This window comes from Candidatus Nanopelagicus hibericus, from assembly GCF_002288005.1.
GTDB lineage: Bacteria > Actinomycetota > Actinomycetes > Nanopelagicales > Nanopelagicaceae > Nanopelagicus > Nanopelagicus hibericus.
Genome location: NZ_CP016771.1, coordinates 775,127 through 790,331 on the forward strand (window position 1 = coordinate 775,127; position 15,205 = coordinate 790,331).

Annotated in this window: 16 protein-coding genes and 2 tRNA genes; 1 reads left to right on the plus strand and 17 read right to left on the minus strand. The window is 42.3% G+C overall.

Annotation, left to right across the window (positions count from 1 at the left end; all coding sequences use genetic code 11):
- Window positions 1–65: 65 nt before the first annotated feature.
- From B1s21160_RS04035 to leuC, 3 genes are all read right to left on the minus strand, one after another.
- Window positions 66–461 carry an HU family DNA-binding protein gene (locus tag B1s21160_RS04035; protein ID WP_041887529.1) on the minus strand — a complete coding sequence of 132 codons (396 nt, stop codon included), beginning with the start codon at window positions 459–461 and terminating at the stop codon, window positions 66–68.
- A gap of 176 nt (window positions 462–637) precedes the next feature.
- Complete coding sequence (leuD, locus tag B1s21160_RS04040) at window positions 638–1,234, minus strand: 3-isopropylmalate dehydratase small subunit (RefSeq protein WP_041887530.1); 597 nt, start codon at window positions 1,232–1,234, stop codon at window positions 638–640.
- Window position 1,235: 1 nt separating this feature from the next.
- Complete coding sequence (leuC, locus tag B1s21160_RS04045; protein WP_041887531.1) at window positions 1,236–2,633, minus strand: 3-isopropylmalate dehydratase large subunit; 1,398 nt, start codon at window positions 2,631–2,633, stop codon at window positions 1,236–1,238.
- A gap of 79 nt (window positions 2,634–2,712) precedes the next feature.
- Between leuC and B1s21160_RS04050 the strand changes: the two genes are divergently transcribed.
- Window positions 2,713–3,435: an IclR family transcriptional regulator gene (locus B1s21160_RS04050; RefSeq protein ID WP_041887532.1), complete on the plus strand. Its 723-nt coding sequence runs from the start codon at window positions 2,713–2,715 to the stop codon at window positions 3,433–3,435.
- 14 nt (window positions 3,436–3,449) lie between these two features.
- On the opposite strand, the gene B1s21160_RS04055 is transcribed toward B1s21160_RS04050, so the two are convergent.
- The 14 genes from B1s21160_RS04055 to rpsT all read right to left on the minus strand — a co-directional run bounded on the left by B1s21160_RS04055 (window position 3,450) and on the right by rpsT (window position 15,185).
- Window positions 3,450–3,522, minus strand: a tRNA-Glu gene (locus B1s21160_RS04055).
- A 23-nt stretch (window positions 3,523–3,545) separates the two neighbouring features.
- Window positions 3,546–3,617, minus strand: a tRNA-Gln gene (locus tag B1s21160_RS04060).
- Between the two features lie 42 nt (window positions 3,618–3,659).
- Entirely contained in the window at window positions 3,660–5,123 is a 1,464-nt protein-coding gene (gene gltX / locus B1s21160_RS04065) for a glutamate--tRNA ligase (RefSeq protein ID WP_041887533.1), read from the minus strand.
- On the minus strand, window positions 5,113–5,904 hold the full coding sequence (locus tag B1s21160_RS04070) for a fumarylacetoacetate hydrolase family protein (RefSeq protein WP_041887534.1): 792 nt from the start codon (window positions 5,902–5,904) through the stop codon (window positions 5,113–5,115). Before B1s21160_RS04070 ends, gltX begins: the two co-directional genes overlap by 11 nt.
- 9 nt (window positions 5,905–5,913) lie before the next feature.
- Window positions 5,914–7,224 (minus strand): hemolysin family protein, encoded by a 1,311-nt coding sequence (locus B1s21160_RS04075; RefSeq protein ID WP_223297928.1) that lies wholly within the window; start codon window positions 7,222–7,224, stop codon window positions 5,914–5,916.
- Window positions 7,206–7,643 (minus strand): rRNA maturation RNase YbeY, encoded by a 438-nt coding sequence (gene ybeY, locus B1s21160_RS04080; RefSeq protein ID WP_041887536.1) that lies wholly within the window; start codon window positions 7,641–7,643, stop codon window positions 7,206–7,208. Before ybeY ends, B1s21160_RS04075 begins: the two co-directional genes overlap by 19 nt.
- Window positions 7,644–7,673: 30 nt before the next feature.
- Window positions 7,674–8,672 (minus strand): PhoH family protein, encoded by a 999-nt coding sequence (locus B1s21160_RS04085; RefSeq protein WP_041887550.1) that lies wholly within the window; start codon window positions 8,670–8,672, stop codon window positions 7,674–7,676.
- A gap of 16 nt (window positions 8,673–8,688) precedes the next feature.
- Window positions 8,689–9,024 carry a histidine triad nucleotide-binding protein gene (locus B1s21160_RS04090; RefSeq protein WP_095672507.1) on the minus strand — a complete coding sequence of 112 codons (336 nt, stop codon included), beginning with the start codon at window positions 9,022–9,024 and terminating at the stop codon, window positions 8,689–8,691.
- A 2-nt stretch (window positions 9,025–9,026) separates the two neighbouring features.
- The gene (locus tag B1s21160_RS04095) at window positions 9,027–9,716 is read right to left on the minus strand and encodes a 16S rRNA (uracil(1498)-N(3))-methyltransferase (protein WP_236860946.1); all 690 of its coding nucleotides are present in this window, start codon (window positions 9,714–9,716) and stop codon (window positions 9,027–9,029) included.
- Window positions 9,717–9,742: 26 nt separating this feature from the next.
- Window positions 9,743–10,849: a molecular chaperone DnaJ gene (gene dnaJ / locus B1s21160_RS04100; RefSeq protein WP_095672509.1), complete on the minus strand. Its 1,107-nt coding sequence runs from the start codon at window positions 10,847–10,849 to the stop codon at window positions 9,743–9,745.
- Between the two features lie 3 nt (window positions 10,850–10,852).
- A complete protein-coding gene (hrcA, locus tag B1s21160_RS04105; RefSeq protein WP_095672510.1) occupies window positions 10,853–11,866 on the minus strand; it encodes a heat-inducible transcriptional repressor HrcA in 1,014 nt (337 codons plus the stop codon).
- A gap of 12 nt (window positions 11,867–11,878) precedes the next feature.
- The gene (hemW, locus tag B1s21160_RS04110) at window positions 11,879–13,024 is read right to left on the minus strand and encodes a radical SAM family heme chaperone HemW (protein WP_095672511.1); all 1,146 of its coding nucleotides are present in this window, start codon (window positions 13,022–13,024) and stop codon (window positions 11,879–11,881) included.
- Window positions 13,025–14,890, minus strand: a complete 1,866-nt coding sequence (gene lepA, locus B1s21160_RS04115) for a translation elongation factor 4 (protein ID WP_095672512.1) — start codon at window positions 14,888–14,890, stop codon at window positions 13,025–13,027.
- A gap of 25 nt (window positions 14,891–14,915) precedes the next feature.
- Complete coding sequence (rpsT, locus tag B1s21160_RS04120) at window positions 14,916–15,185, minus strand: 30S ribosomal protein S20 (protein ID WP_041887546.1); 270 nt, start codon at window positions 15,183–15,185, stop codon at window positions 14,916–14,918.
- Between the last annotated feature and the right edge of the window lie 20 nt (window positions 15,186–15,205).

The window sequence follows — 15,205 nt, forward strand, 5'->3', positions numbered from 1 at the left end:
CGCTATAAATGAGCGTAAAAAACGGGACCCCACGCATGGGATCCCGCTTTTAATTATTTATTAAATTAGCGACGCTTAGATTTCTTTGCCTTCTTAGCAGGCTTACGTGCGCTTTTCTTAGCTTTTCCAGCAGCTTTAGCAGGTGCTGCTTTTGCTGGTGGTGTTGGCGCAGGACCTAATTTACGAGCTCCTGAGATTACTTCTTTCAATCCTTTAGCAGCTAAGAAACGTACTTTCTTGCTTGCTTTAATTTGGATTGACTCTCCGGTAAATGGATTACGTCCTTTACGTGCTGGACGATCTACTTTCTTAAACTTACCGAAATCATTAATCATTACATCATCGCCCTTAGAGATGTTGCGAACAATCGCATCAAAAACTACCTCTACAGCGCGAGCAGCTTCTTTCTTACTATCACCAAATTGTGGTGCTAGATAAGCGATGAACTGGGCCTTGTTCATTTTTACCCCTTATTTACGTGTAAACATTAAGCATTTGCTTAACTAAGGGTTAATCTATGGGGTGATTTGCACTTATCTGATTAATGAAGCAGGTGTGTCGGAAGCAAATAATTAAATAAAATCAAGGTTTTTTCAGGATTATGCGAAACCCTAAAGTAATAATTTAGAGTTTTAGATTATCGAATTGGCAGTGTTTTAGGCTTGAAACTCAATCTTTTTTCTTCAAAATTTCTCACCTGATCTAATTTGGTAAAGGTTAAACCTATGTCATCTAACCCCTCCATCAGGCGCCAGCGGGTGTAATCATCGATTTCAAAGGTGAGGGTTGTGTTGGCGTATTTCACTGACTTGGCGCCTAAATCAACTGTTATTTGGGTTTTTGGATCGGCTTCTATTTGCTGCCAGATTTTTTCAATCTCTGTCTGCGGCAAAATTACTGTTAACAACCCCATTTTTTGTGAGTTACCACGGAAAATATCAGCGAACCTGCTAGATAAAATCACTTTAAAGCCGTAATTTTGTAAAGCCCAAACTGCGTGTTCTCTAGATGAGCCAGTTCCAAAATCTGGGCCGGCAACCAAAACTGTTGCAGCTTTGTATTGCGGCTGGTTTAATTCAAAGGCAGGGTCATTGCGCCAAGCGGCAAATAAGCCATCCTCAAATCCACTTTTGGTGATGCGCTTGAGATAAACAGCTGGAATGATTTGATCAGTATCAACATTGCTCCGACGAAGTGGTACTCCGCTACCGGTGTGCGTGATGAATTTTTCCATCTTACAAATCCGCCGGTGATGCTAAGGTGCCTTTTAGCGCGGTTGCAGCAGCTACCAATGGGCTAACCAAATGGGTCCGACCACCCTTGCCTTGCCTGCCTTCAAAGTTTCTATTGCTAGTAGATGCAGCCCGCTCACCTGGTTTTAATTGATCTGGGTTCATTCCCAAACACATCGAACAGCCAGCACTGCGCCACTCAGCACCTGCATCTAAAAATACTTTGTCTAGCCCCTCAGCCTCTGCTTGCAATCTAACCCTGGCAGAACCAGGCACTACCAAAAGCCTGAGTGAAGCAGCAATCTTTTTGCCCTTGATGACAGATGCGGCAGATCTTAAATCCTCAATCCGTCCATTTGTGCAGGAGCCTAAAAATACCGTGTCCACCTTGATTGATTTAAGCGGTGTTCCCGGCTTTAAATCCATGTACTCAAGTGCACGTTTAGCTGCGCCTCGGTCCTCAGCATTTGCGTAATCATCTGGATTTGGAACTGATGCGCTTAGCGGCAAACCTTGGCCTGGGTTTGTTCCCCAGGTAACAAATGGTGCTAACTCATCTGCATTTAAATTTACCTCTTTATCAAATTTTGCATCAGTATCGGTAGTCAAAGTTTTCCAATAAGCCAAGGCAGCATCCCAATCAGCATCAGTTGGAGCATGGGCTTTGCCCTTTACATAATCAAAAGTAGTTTGATCAGGTGCTATTAATCCTGCCCGCGCACCCGCTTCAATTGACATATTGCAGATCGTCATTCGAGCCTCCATGGATAACGCCCTAATTGCACTACCCCGATACTCAAGAATGTATCCCTGCCCACCACCAGTGCCAATCTTGGCAATTACTGCCAAGATAATATCCTTGCTAGTTACGCCAGCTTTTAATGTGCCCTCTACATTTATTGCCATAGTTTTAGGTGGTAGTAATGGCAAAGTTTGAGTTGCCAATACATGCTCTACCTCACTTGTGCCAATGCCAAAGGCGAGCGCACCAAAGGCTCCATGGGTAGAGGTGTGGGAATCTCCGCAAACAATTGTCATACCAGGCTGGGTGATGCCCAGTTGTGGTCCAACCACATGAACAATTCCTTGTTCAACATCACCAAGTGAATGCAATCTGACGCCAAACTCGGCACAGTTTTTTCTCAAGGTATCTACCTGCAATTTCGAGACTGGATCTGCAATCGGTTTATCAATATTAAGTGTGGGCACATTATGATCTTCAGTAGCAATAGTTAAATCTGGGCGACGAACTTTGCGATTTGCCAGGCGCAATCCATCAAATGCTTGTGGACTAGTCACCTCATGGATTAGATGCAAATCGATATAAAGTAAATCTGGTTCACCAGCGGCAGCAGCAACCACATGCTCTGACCAAATCTTCTCCGCTAATGTCTTGCCCATGTAATTCTTACTCCTCCAAAATTTAATCAATGCACCACCTGAATTTGCTTCTCACCTGCTGAGATGGCATTATCAGAGTGTGGACGGTAAGAATAGCGGAGTTGGCGTATTAGATAAAGCGGTAAAGATTCTTGCCGCCTTAGAGGGCGGCGCACAATCCCTTAGCGATCTTGTTAAAGCAACTGGAATAGCAAGACCCACCGCACACCGATTAGCGGTAGCACTTGAGCATCATCGATTGGTGAGCCGTGACTTTTCTGGCAAATTTATATTGGGTGCTCGCTCATCTGAGTTGGCAGCAGCAGCTGGTGAGGATAAATTATTAGCAATTGCACTTCCAGCACTCACCGCCCTTCGTGATGCAACTAGTGAAAGCGCCCAGTTATACCGCCGGCAGGGTGATCTTCGAATCTGTATCGCCACCGCGGAACGATTGACCGGATTACGCGATTCAGTACCAGTTGGCACCGCATTGACTATGCAGGCAGGCTCTGCGGCACAAATTTTGTTGGCTTGGGAGGATCCTGACAAACTTCACCGAAATTTGATCAATGCAAAATTTACCGCAGCAAATTTATCTGCAGTAAGGCGCAGAGGTTGGGCGCAATCAGTTGGTGAACGAGAGGCGGGAGTTGCTTCAGTCTCTGCGCCTGTTCGTGGTCCCAATAATAAAGTTATTGCAGCGGTGAGTATCAGTGGTCCTATCGAACGATTAAGCAGACAACCAGGAAGAGTTCATGCCGCAGCTGTTGCTGCAACTGCAGCAAGATTAACTGAGCACCTGCTAAAAAATAGTAAGTAACTAAACAATAAAAGTAGCTCCGAGGGGATTCGAACCCCCGTAGCTGGCTTGAGAAGCCAGAGTCCTAGGCCACTAGACGACGGAGCCGTGCAGTAAAACTAAAGTAATCGCTGGGGTACCAGGACTCGAACCTAGACAAGCTGAACCAGAATCAGCTGGGCTACCAATTACCCCATACCCCAATATTAACTGTGCAACAAGATAAGAATACCCTGCTACGCAATTTATTTGGAAATCACCGCCTTGATCCGAGTGATTGAACGCTCCTTACCTAACAATTCCAGCGACTCAAACAATGGTGGTGAGATGTGTGAACCAGTTACCGCAATTCGAAGAGAACTAAATGCAATTCTAGGCTTTAGTCCTAGCTCATCGATAAGTGCCTTTCGTAATACCGCTTCGATACTTTGGTGATCCCAATCTGTAAGTGATTCAACCTTGGCTAAAGCTACCTTTAAAACCTGCTGTGATGCATCGTCAAGAATTTTAGGCAGTTCTTCAGGTGATACTGTGAAATCCTTTACAAATAAGAAATTCAGCATTTGTGGTATCTCAGCCAGATTCACAATCCGTTCTTGAATTATTGGTAGCGCAGACTTAAGTACTTTGATCTCATCAGCTGACCCCGAGATAATCTTGGCAGAAAGTAAAAATGGCAATGATCGATCTAAAAATTCATCAAGTTTTAGTGCTCTTATTTTGTCGCCATTGATTGCCTCTAGCTTTTTGATATCAAACTTTGCTGGGCTGCTATTTACCCGCTCAACTGTGAATAACTCGACTAGCTCAGCCATAGTGATATTTTCCTTATCATCACCTGGAGACCAGCCAAGTAGTGCTAAATAATTACAAATTGCCTCGGGTAAAAAACCTTGTTCGCGATACCAAGCAATAGAAACCTCACCGTTTCGCTTTGATAATTTAGCGTTATCTTGACCCATCACAAATGGCAGATGAGCAAAGATTGGATAATCAGCTGGTGCTACCTGCATCGCTTGATAAACTCGAATTTGCCTTGGAGTTGATGAGAGCAGATCCTCACCCCGTAGTACATGAGTTACTTTCATCAAAATATCATCCACTGCTACCGCAAGTGTATAAAGTGGTGAGCCATCAGCTCTCGCTAAAACAAAATCTGGCACATATTCATGTTCAAATTTAACCTCTCCGCGTATAGCATCAACAAATACCGTTTCACCTTTTGGCATTCTCATTCGTACAACTGGCTCGCGTCCAGCGGATTTGTAATCAGCAACTTGTTGCGTAGTTAAATCTCGACACTTTCCGTCATACCCTGGTGCTTGATGATTCTTCATCTGATGTTGCCTGCGCTCCTCTAACTCTGCAGAGCTGCAATAACAATGGTAGGCATCACCTTGATTTAAGAATTTTTCAGTCCAAGTTTTGTAAATATCTAATCGTTGTGATTGTAGGTACGGACCATACTCTCCGCCTACCTCAGGACCCTCATCCCAATTAAGACCTAACCACTTCAAGGTGTCGATTGCCGCTTGAATATATTGATCAGTGACACGTTCTTTATCTGTATCTTCAATTCGAAATATTAATTTGCCACCAGTATGCCGGGCATAAGCCCAATCAAATAAAGCGGTACGGATGTTGCCAACATGCAGATCACCAGTTGGTGAGGGTGCAAACCGAACTCTAACCTGTGATTTATTGGACACGAGCAGAAACCTTATTAGTTAAAGTGCCTAAACCATCAATTGCAACAGAAATAGTCGCACCCGCGGGCATTGCGCCAATACCTGCTGGAGTGCCAGTTAAAATTACATCCCCCGGCAGTAAAGTCATCACATTACTTACAAATTCAATAATTTGTGGAATTTTAAAGATCATCGCCGAGAGTATGGCTGATTGTTTAACCTGGCCATTTAGTGTGGCAGATATCTTTTGGTCTTTTGGCTCAAACTCAGTTTCAATCCATGGTCCAAGGGGGCAAAATGTGTCAAAACCTTTTGCTCGACTCCATTGTCCATCTTTTTTCTGCAGATCACGCGCGGTTACATCATTAGCCAAGGTATAGCCAAAAATCACATCTTTATATTTAGCAGCTGGGACTTCCTTACAAATCCTGCCAATTACTACCGCTAGCTCTGCTTCATGGTCAACTCGCTCACTCATTTTTGGCCAAATGATTACTTCATTGGGACCAATTACTGAAGTATTAGGCTTGATAAAAATAATCGGCTCACTGGGTACAACTGAATCCATTTCAGCAGCATGGTCAGCATAATTTTTGCCGATACATACCACCTTGCTACGCGGTAATACTGGGGCCAACAACTTAACATCACTTAACTTTAAACTTTTATCTTGCGGAATTATTCCTGAATAAATCGGATCCCCTCGCAAAACCAAGATCGAATCCTTATCATTTAGAACTCCAAATAGCGGATCACTACCAACTCCAATTTCGACTGGGGCGGTAAATCTAACGATTCGCATTAGATTATCTTACAACTGATCTTTAATCTCACTCGATTCTGCAAGTTTTTCAACCAAGACCGTTGCAATTCGGTGGCGTCTGCCAGCAGGACGTTCTGCTGTTAATTTCCATCCAGACACAGTAATTGTGCTTCCTGGTATTGGAATTCGACCTAAGTGCTTTGCAATTAAACCACCAATTGAGTCGACACCTTCAATCTCTTCGTCATCAAGTTCTAAATCTAATTTCTGCGCAAAATCTTCGACGTGTAATCTCGCAGAAATCCGAGCTTTGCCCTCTGTCAACCATTCAATATCTTCACTCTCATCATCATCATATTCATCGGCAATTTCACCAACTATTTCCTCTAAAATATCTTCAATAGTTATTAATCCTGCGGTACCGCCGTACTCATCAACAACTACTGCCATATGTATTTGTTCTCTTTGCATTTGTTTGAGCAGCTCAGCAGCTGTATTGGTCTCGGGTATAAAAGTGGCTTTCCGTAATAAATCTCCAACTTTTTCACTCTGCTCAGCCTCACGATTTTCATGAACTCGTTTAGCCAAATCTTTTACATACGCGATACCAACTACGTTGTCTATACCATCAGAAATTACAGGTATGCGAGTAAATCCAGATCTAAGAGCCAGTGATAATGCTTGCCGTAAATTTTTCTCAGCTTCAATCCAAACAATTTCAGTTCTTGGCACCATGAGTTCCCTGACCACAGTCTCGCCCAGATCAAAGACTGAGTGGATCATCTCCCGCTCGGCATCTTCGACAAATCCACTTTCACTAGCCTGATCGACTAAATCTCGAAACTCTGCTTCGGTAGTAAAAGGTCCAGATTTAAATCCCTTACCCGGCGTAATTGCATTTCCAATCTTTATCAAAAGGTTTGTTAAAGGTCCAAGAATTTTAGATAGTAAGTGTGCAATCACAATTGCCGGTTTTGACCAGGCAACTGCATGTTGTTTTCCTAATGTTCTAGGGCCTACGCCAACAATCACGTAGGAGATCGCAACCATAAGCATAATTGATTGAGCCAAAGCCAATCCTTTATTTGACGCATCTTCTACAAATGTTGTTGCAACTAAGGCGGTTGCGGTGAGCTCACAACTTTTTCGAACAAGCAGTAAGACGTTTAAGTACCTGGCAGGGTTTTCAACAAACTTATCAAAGCGCTTTTTATACTTTGAATTATTTTCAATTAGTTGCTCGATCAGCAATCTAGAGAGTGAAGTCAAGGCAGATTCACTGCCAGCTAGAAATCCTGCGAACAACAAAAGCATTGTGACTGTCAGTAAAGTTGTTAGCGTCAAAGTAATAGCCGCCATTTTTTGAGAATTTCTTCCTGCAATGCAAACATTACAACTTCCTCATTTTCTTCCTCGTGATCATAACCGAGAAGATGCAGGACCCCATGGACTGTTAATAACTCTAACTCCTTTTCCAATGTTTGCTTACCATTCTTTTCAGCATAGCTGGGACACAAAACAAGATCACCAACAATTCCTGGACCACTTGTTGCTGAATTAGGTTTCATTTCATCCATTGGAAATGAGAGAACATCTGTTGGTCCAGGCAAGTTCATCCACTTCATGTGCAATTCAGACATTATTTCTTCGGTAACTATCTGGATACTCAACTCTGAATCGGGGTGAATTCCACTTTCTATCAGTGCAAATTGAGCAACTGATGTTATGGAAGTTTCATTACAATTACTAGTTGAGTTATTGACTAATTCAATTTTCATAGGTGCTTATTCAAGGTAATCCTTGAGTAATTAACGATCACCCTTACCGCTTCGTATTGGAAATGTTGATTTTGAAATATTCTCATCCCATTCACCGTAGGCTGTAACAATATCTCCTACTAATCTATTTCTCACAACATCTTCAGCTGTTAAATACATAAATGAAATGTCATCTACATCCTTCAAAATATCTTGCACAATTTTCAACCCTGATTGTGAATTGTTGGGTAGATCAACCTGGGTGATATCACCTGTAACTACCATTTTTGATCCGAAGCCCAAGCGAGTTAAAAACATTTTCATCTGCTCTGCAGTTGTATTTTGAGCTTCATCTAAGATAATGAAGGAATCATTCAAGGTTCTTCCCCGCATATAAGCAAGCGGTGCGACTTCAATTACTCCAGTACTCATCAGTCGTGGGATTGCGTCTTGATCAATCATGTCGTGTAGGGCATCAAATAATGGACGAAGATATGGATCAATTTTTTCATGCAAAGTTCCAGGTAGGAATCCAAGTCGCTCACCCGCCTCAACCGCTGGCCTAGTCAGAATTATTCGATTTACTTGCTTGGCCTGTAATGACTGTATCGCTTTAGCCATCGCTAAATAAGTCTTGCCTGAACCAGCAGGGCCAATGCCAAAAGTGATGGTGTTGGAATCAATCGCATCTACATACTTCTTTTGGTTTGCTGTCTTAGGGCGAATAGTTTTACCACGATTGCTTAAAATATTTAGTGAGAGCACTTCAGCAGGATGCTCAGCTGGATTTTGTTTAATCATCCCGATAGATCTGCGCACCATATCTGCATTCAAATTCTGGCCACTTCTTAGAATTGCAATTAACTCCTCAACTAATCCAACCAGTTGCTTTGATTGCTCAATTTCACCCTTTACATAAATTTCATTTCCCCGCACAGTAATTGCCAGTTGCGGAAAATGATTCTCTAAAATTCTAAGATATGAATCGGCTGGCCCGACAAGTGTGACCATGGCAAATGCAGCCGGTACTTTTATTACGATCGGATCCATTACACCAATTCTATATTTAACCTGGCGGCCAAGCGAATGACCTACCGCCAAGCAGATGCAGATGAGCGTGGAAAACTGATTGTCCTGCCCCTGCGCCTGTGTTTATATTCATACGATAACTATCCAATCCAATTTCTGCAGCAATCTCACCAGCTGCTTTGAAAATCTCACCAGCTAATGCAGGATCAGCATCGGCAACCTCAGCCATATTTTCAAAATGTTGATTTGGAATAATTAAAATATGAGTTGGTGCCTGAGGTGTAATATCATTAAATACTGTAAATGTTTTGGTTTTTTTGACTATCGCTGCAGGAATCTCGCCAGCAACTATTTTGCAAAACAAACAATCCATATCTACCACCTACCTAATTTTGTTTGCACCGCTGAAAGTGCTGCAAATCCAGCATGTGCTGATCGGAGTACGGTTGGGCCTAATCGGACGATCATAGAGCCAGAGCTCTGAAATATTGCTAATTCATTATCTGTGATTCCTCCTTCAGGGCCGATGATGAGATATATAGCATCAAGATTTGAACTGATTTGAGTCTCGGCAAATTTAATTTCGCTACTCTCATGGAAAACCAATCCAAGGTTTTTAGAATTTATTTCCTTAGATAGGCTGGGGGTGTTCATAATTTTTCTAAGAGATGGCACTCTCACTCTTCTGGATTGCTTGCAACTCTCTTTAATAGTCGCAAGCCACTTACGCTCAGAATCATCTTGCCACTTGCTAATTGATCGCTCTGCTTGCCACGGAATTACTTGGTCAACTCCAGCGGCTGTGATCAATTCAAGCATCTCCCGACTTCGATCTGACTTAGTAATCGCCTGAACTAGGATCAACTCTGGCTTATTGATGGATTCCTTACCCCGCTCAGCAATTGAAATTTGTAATGCTTTTTTACTTATTTGGGCAATAGGCCCTGAAACCCAGTTGCCTTTCCCATCCGAAATTTTGATCTCTTCGCCAATATTTAGCCGAAGCACCTTCACCGCATGATGAGCATCCTCTTCATCAATTTCCTGGGTACCAGCTGTGCTCAATTCGTTAACAAAGAAAAGAGTCAACACTAGCGAAAAGCATTTCTAACTTTACTAAAAAATCCCTGATCTTTATTGGTATGTATTTGAACTTTATCTGCACCTTCATTCCTTAGCTGTGCAAATTTCTTTAATAATTCACTTTGCTCTTTACTGACTTTTCCTGGAATATTGACTTCGATATGGACTAGTAGGTCACCACGTCCAGATCCTCGTAATTTGGTAACACCTAAACCTTTTAATACAACCACCGAGCCGCTTTGGGTGCCCTCTTTAATTTCAACTTTTTGTGGTCCGTCAAAGGTTTCAATTATAACTTCACTACCCAGTACTGCAGATGTCATCGGTACTGCTATTGAAATATGTAAATTACTATCTTCTCTGATTAGAAATTCATGCGGTAGTTCAACTATTTCAATATATAAATCACCTGGAGTTCCACCACCGGGACCAACCTCACCTTGACCACTTAATTGAATTCGATTTCCAGTTTCAACACCGGCTGGTATTTTGACTGGGATAGTTTTACGAGATCTCACTCTGCCATCACCAGCACACTCTGTACATGGATCTGATATGACCGAGCCAAAACCTTGGCAACTTGCACAAGCTCTGCTTGTCATTACTTGCCCCAAAATAGAACGAGCAACTTGTTGTGTCTCACCTCTGCCCTTACAAATATCACATGTCCTTGGCCTTGAATTGTTAGCACAACCACTTCCGCCACACTTTGTGCAGATTGCTGCCGTATCTACAGTTAAATCCCGGTCGCACCCAAATGTTGCTTCTTTTAAATTAACTTCAACCCTTAGAAGTGCATCTTGACCTGGTCGAGTTCTTGGCCGAGGGCCACGTTGCTGACCGCCACCAAAAAAGGCATCCATAATGTCACCAAATCCGAAGCCAGCATTTGAAAACCCACCGCCAAATCCATTTCCGCCAATATCGTAATTTTGCCGTTTATCTGGATCGCTCAGCACTTCATAGGCAGCAGTTATCTCTTTGAACTTATCCGCCATTTTTGGATCAGGATTAACATCAGGATGATAATTGCGAGCTAATTTTCGATAAGCTTTTTTGATCTCATCAAAGCTGGCATCTCTATCTACACCAAGAGTTTCGTAAAGATCAGCCATTATCTACTTATTCTCCGTCAAGAAACTGCCAACATAATTAGCCACAGCATTCACCGCCGAGATTGAGGCGGCATAATCCATGCGAGTTGGTCCTAAAATTCCAAGTGCCCCGATATCGGCGTAACCAACCTTTACCAGACTGGTTTTGCGTAGACTTTTTTCACTTTGTTCATCACCTATCTGCACTTTCACTGATGAGTCAGCACCAGATAGCAGTCTTAACAAAACGACCTGCTCCTCTAAGGCCTCCAAGATTGGATGAATGCTATTTGATAAATCTTGATTAGATCTGGCCAAGTTTGATGCTCCTGCAAGAACTACTCTCTCCTCTGGGTGTTCAATTGCCATTTCAATCAGCGTTGCAATAATAATCACTACATTGGATTTATCATTTCCACGGTAAGTTGCTGAAAAATTTTCCAGCCGGCTGGCAACATTTGATAGCGATTGTTTAGCAATCAATAAATTCACTTTTTTATGAAGATCTGCAAGACCATTTTCAGTAATTTCAAAGACTAATTCCACCATTTTCTGTTCTACTCGCCCAGTATCAGTTATCAATACGATCATTACTCGATTGGAATTGAGTAGTACTAACTCGATATGGCGGACATTTGCTTTGATCAACGATGGGTACTGAACTACTGCAACCTGTTTAGTCACTTGCGCTAGCAAGCGAACAGTTCTGGAAATCACATCATCTAAATCAGTTGCGCCATCTAGGAAATTTTCGATTGCCTTACGTTCTGCGATCGATAATGGTTTTACTCCAGCAAGTTGATCAACAAATACTCGATACCCTTTATTTGTTGGGATTCGACCGGCACTAGTGTGTGGTTGCGTTATTAATCCAGATTCCTCCAAAACTGCCATTTCGTTTCGTATTGTTGCAGGCGAAACTCCCAAGCCAGAGCGAGCGGCTAAAGTTTTTGAGCCAACCGGCTCTTCAGTTGCCACATACTCATCAACAATTGCTTTCAGGATCTCAAGTTGCCGACCAGGCATCGTCTTGCTCATATGCCAACGCTACTACAACAGGATTTTACGCAGAATTCGGTCGGCGATTAGCCGGCCATCTACGGTCAGGGTTGCTCGGCCATCATTCCAATTTGATTGATCCAAATGACCACTTCCTACATACTCTGATAATTCAAAAATCTGTTGCTCACTCAAAGTTTTTTTAGCCACACCAGTAGGCAGTCTTATTGAAAGCATCAATCGTTCACTTTCGATCTGAGATTGTGCTAAAAATTCTGAACCAGCGATTGGTGATTGATCTGATTGAAGTTTCTCTCTGTATAAATTCGGGTGCTTTACATTCCAAAATCTCTTGCCATTTAAATGTGAATGCGCACCAGGACCTGCACCCCACCAGTTATCACCCGACCAATAAGCTAAATTATGTTTACTTGCTGAATTCGGTTTAGCCCAATTGCTCAACTCATACCAATTAAAACCAGCAGCCGTAAATGCGCGATCAGCAATTAGATATTTCTCAGCAGCTAAATCATCATCGACTGGTTGAACCTGTCCTCGCTTAATTTGCCCAGCCAACTTAGTACCTTCTTCGATAATTAAAGCGTAGGCAGATATATGGGTAATTGGTAGGGAGAGTGCTGAATCAATTGAAGTTTGCCAATCGCAGATGCTCTCCCCTGGTGTGCCGTAAATTAAATCGACTGAGATCTCCTTAAAGCCAATTTGCTGTGCCCAAGTTGTTACCTGTAACAAATTATCTGGATTATGAGTTCTATCTAAGGTTTCTAGCACATGTTTAACTGCAGATTGCATACCAAATGAAACCCTATTTACTCCTACCTCTTTGAATTGAGCGAGGGATTCTTTACTCACAGTATCTGGATTACATTCCATAGTAATTTCGGCATCTAATGATAAATTGAACTCTGATTTAATTGCTGAAATCACTCGGCCAATATCACTTGCCTGCATAAGAGATGGAGTTCCGCCACCAAAAAAGATTGAAGGCACAACAGTATTTTCAACAACTTGAGCTCTTGCTAGCCTGATTTCTTTTATTAAAAGATCAATATAGGAATTGGAAACTTCAGCTAATCCAGTAGATATTTGTAATTCTCCTGGCGTATAAGTATTAAAGTCGCAGTACCCACACCGTTTAATGCAGTATGGGATGTGAATATAAAAGGCAAGATTCACTTATTTCTTCTTCTCACTCACTTTATCTGAATCAGTTGTAAGAGCGGCGATGAAGGCCTCCTGCGGTACTTCCACTCGCCCAACCATTTTCATTCTCTTCTTACCCTCTTTTTGCTTTTCGAGAAGCTTGCGTTTTCTAGTTATATCTCCGCCGTAACACTTTGCCAATACATCCTTACGAATTGCTCTGATATTTTCACGAGCAATGATTTTCGCACCGATTGCCGCCTGAATAGGAACCTCAAATTGTTGACGTGGTATTAATTCCTTTAATTTTTCAGTCATTTTTACACCATATGAATAGGCTTTATCGCGATGCACAATCTGAGAAAATGCATCCACTTTTTCTCCTTGCAGCAGGATATCTACCTTCACTAAATCACCAGGCTCTTCGCCAATTGGTTCATAATCTAGTGAGGCATAACCCCTAGTTCTAGACTTTAGTTGATCAAAAAAATCAAAGACAATTTCTGCAAGTGGCAGGGTATAGCGAATTTCAATTCGATCCTCAGATAGGTAATCCATTCCTTTTTGAATACCTCTACGCTGTTGGCAAAGCTCCATGATCGTGCCAATAAACTCACTGGGTGCCAAGATTGTTGCTTTAACAATTGGCTCTTGCACCTCAGCAATTTTTCCATCTGGATACTCTGATGGATTAGTAACAACTAATCTTTTTCCATCCTCTAGAGTGAGGTTATAAACCACACTTGGGGCGGTTGAAATTAAAGTAAGGCCTGCCTCACGCTCTAATCTTTCACGCACGATCTCCATATGTAAAAGACCAAGGAAACCACACCTGAACCCAAAACCTAATGCAGCTGAAGATTCTGGTTCGAAAACAAGTGCTGCATCATTAAGTTGTAATTTATCTAACGCCTCTCGCAACATTGGGTATTCCGCACCATCTAGTGGAAATAGCCCTGAAAAAACCATAGGTTTTGGATCCTTATACCCCGCTAAAGCAACCTTTGCTGGATTGTTGTAAGTAGTAACTGTGTCGCCAACTCTTGATTGACGAACATCTTTAACCCCAGTTATTAAATAACCTACCTCTCCTACACCTAAGCCATTACTGGCAACCGGCTCGGGTGATATAACGCCCACCTCTAACATTTCATGGCGCACACCAGTTGAATACATTTGAATTTGATCCCTTGGTGAAAGGTGACCATCCATCACCCTTACATAGGTAACAACACCACGATACGAGTCATAAACTGAATCAAATATTAAGGCTCTAGTGGGTGCTTTAGCATCTCCTACGGGAGGTGGCAATTGCTTAACCACCTGGTCTAATAGTTCAACAACACCCTCGCCTGTTTTACCAGATACGCGTAAACAATCCTCTGGCTTGCAACCAATTAAATTTGCAAGTTCTATTGCAAACTTTTCTGGCCGGGCCGCTGGTAAATCAATCTTATTTAATACTGGGATAATCGTTAGATTATTCTCCATCGCTAAATAAAGATTAGCTAAGGTTTGGGCTTCGATTCCTTGTGCGCAATCAACTAATAAAATCGCACCTTCACATGCAGCCAGTGAGCGAGATACCTCGTAAGTGAAGTCCACATGGCCAGGAGTATCAATCATATTTAATATGTAATCTTTGCCATCAATGCCTGATCTCCACGGCAATCTAACCGCTTGGCTCTTTATAGTGATGCCCCGCTCGCGCTCAATATCCATGCGATCCAAATATTGTGCTCGCATATTGCGGTCTTCAACCACACCTGTTATGCCCAGCATTCGATCAGCCAAAGTTGATTTGCCATGATCAATATGAGCAATGATGCAGAAATTTCTTATTTGTTCAGGATTTGTAGCAGCAGGTTGAGGTGCCTTAGCAATCGAGATAGCAGGCATTTATGCCTTCGCAGTTTCTAGAAAATTAACGAACGCCAGCTTTGTTGGCTAATTTAGCCATAGCTGACTTTTTATTAGCTGCATTATTGGCATGAATAACACCTTTTGAAACAGCCATATCTAATGAACGAGATGCATCTTTAAATTCAGTTTTGATTTTTGCGGCATCACCAGATGAAACTGCATCGCGAAATCTACGTATTGCAGTGCGCAAAGCTGATCGATAAGCCTTATTGCGATCCTGCGCCTTGTTGTTGGTGCGAATACGTTTGATTTGAGACTTGATGTTTGCCACTGTTAATTACCTTTTCTCGT

What these genes read in the sequence shown, in the direction of transcription:
- B1s21160_RS04070 (WP_041887534.1), bottom strand. Translation starts at nt 5,904, where the DNA reads ATGCGAATCGTTAGATTTACCGCCCCAGTCGAAATTGGAGTTGGTAGT.
- B1s21160_RS04085 (WP_041887550.1), bottom strand. Translation starts at nt 8,672, where the DNA reads ATGGATCCGATCGTAATAAAAGTACCGGCTGCATTTGCCATGGTCACA.
- dnaJ (WP_095672509.1), bottom strand. Translation starts at nt 10,849, where the DNA reads ATGGCTGATCTTTACGAAACTCTTGGTGTAGATAGAGATGCCAGCTTT.
- B1s21160_RS04035 (WP_041887529.1), bottom strand. Translation starts at nt 461, where the DNA reads ATGAACAAGGCCCAGTTCATCGCTTATCTAGCACCACAATTTGGTGAT.
- B1s21160_RS04090 (WP_095672507.1), bottom strand. Translation starts at nt 9,024, where the DNA reads ATGGATTGTTTGTTTTGCAAAATAGTTGCTGGCGAGATTCCTGCAGCG.
- ybeY (WP_041887536.1), bottom strand. Translation starts at nt 7,643, where the DNA reads ATGAAAATTGAATTAGTCAATAACTCAACTAGTAATTGTAATGAAACT.
- B1s21160_RS04075 (WP_223297928.1), bottom strand. Translation starts at nt 7,224, where the DNA reads ATGGCGGCTATTACTTTGACGCTAACAACTTTACTGACAGTCACAATG.
- leuD (WP_041887530.1), bottom strand. Translation starts at nt 1,234, where the DNA reads ATGGAAAAATTCATCACGCACACCGGTAGCGGAGTACCACTTCGTCGG.
- lepA (WP_095672512.1), bottom strand. Translation starts at nt 14,890, where the DNA reads ATGCCTGCTATCTCGATTGCTAAGGCACCTCAACCTGCTGCTACAAAT.
- hrcA (WP_095672510.1), bottom strand. Translation starts at nt 11,866, where the DNA reads ATGAGCAAGACGATGCCTGGTCGGCAACTTGAGATCCTGAAAGCAATT.
- leuC (WP_041887531.1), bottom strand. Translation starts at nt 2,633, where the DNA reads ATGGGCAAGACATTAGCGGAGAAGATTTGGTCAGAGCATGTGGTTGCT.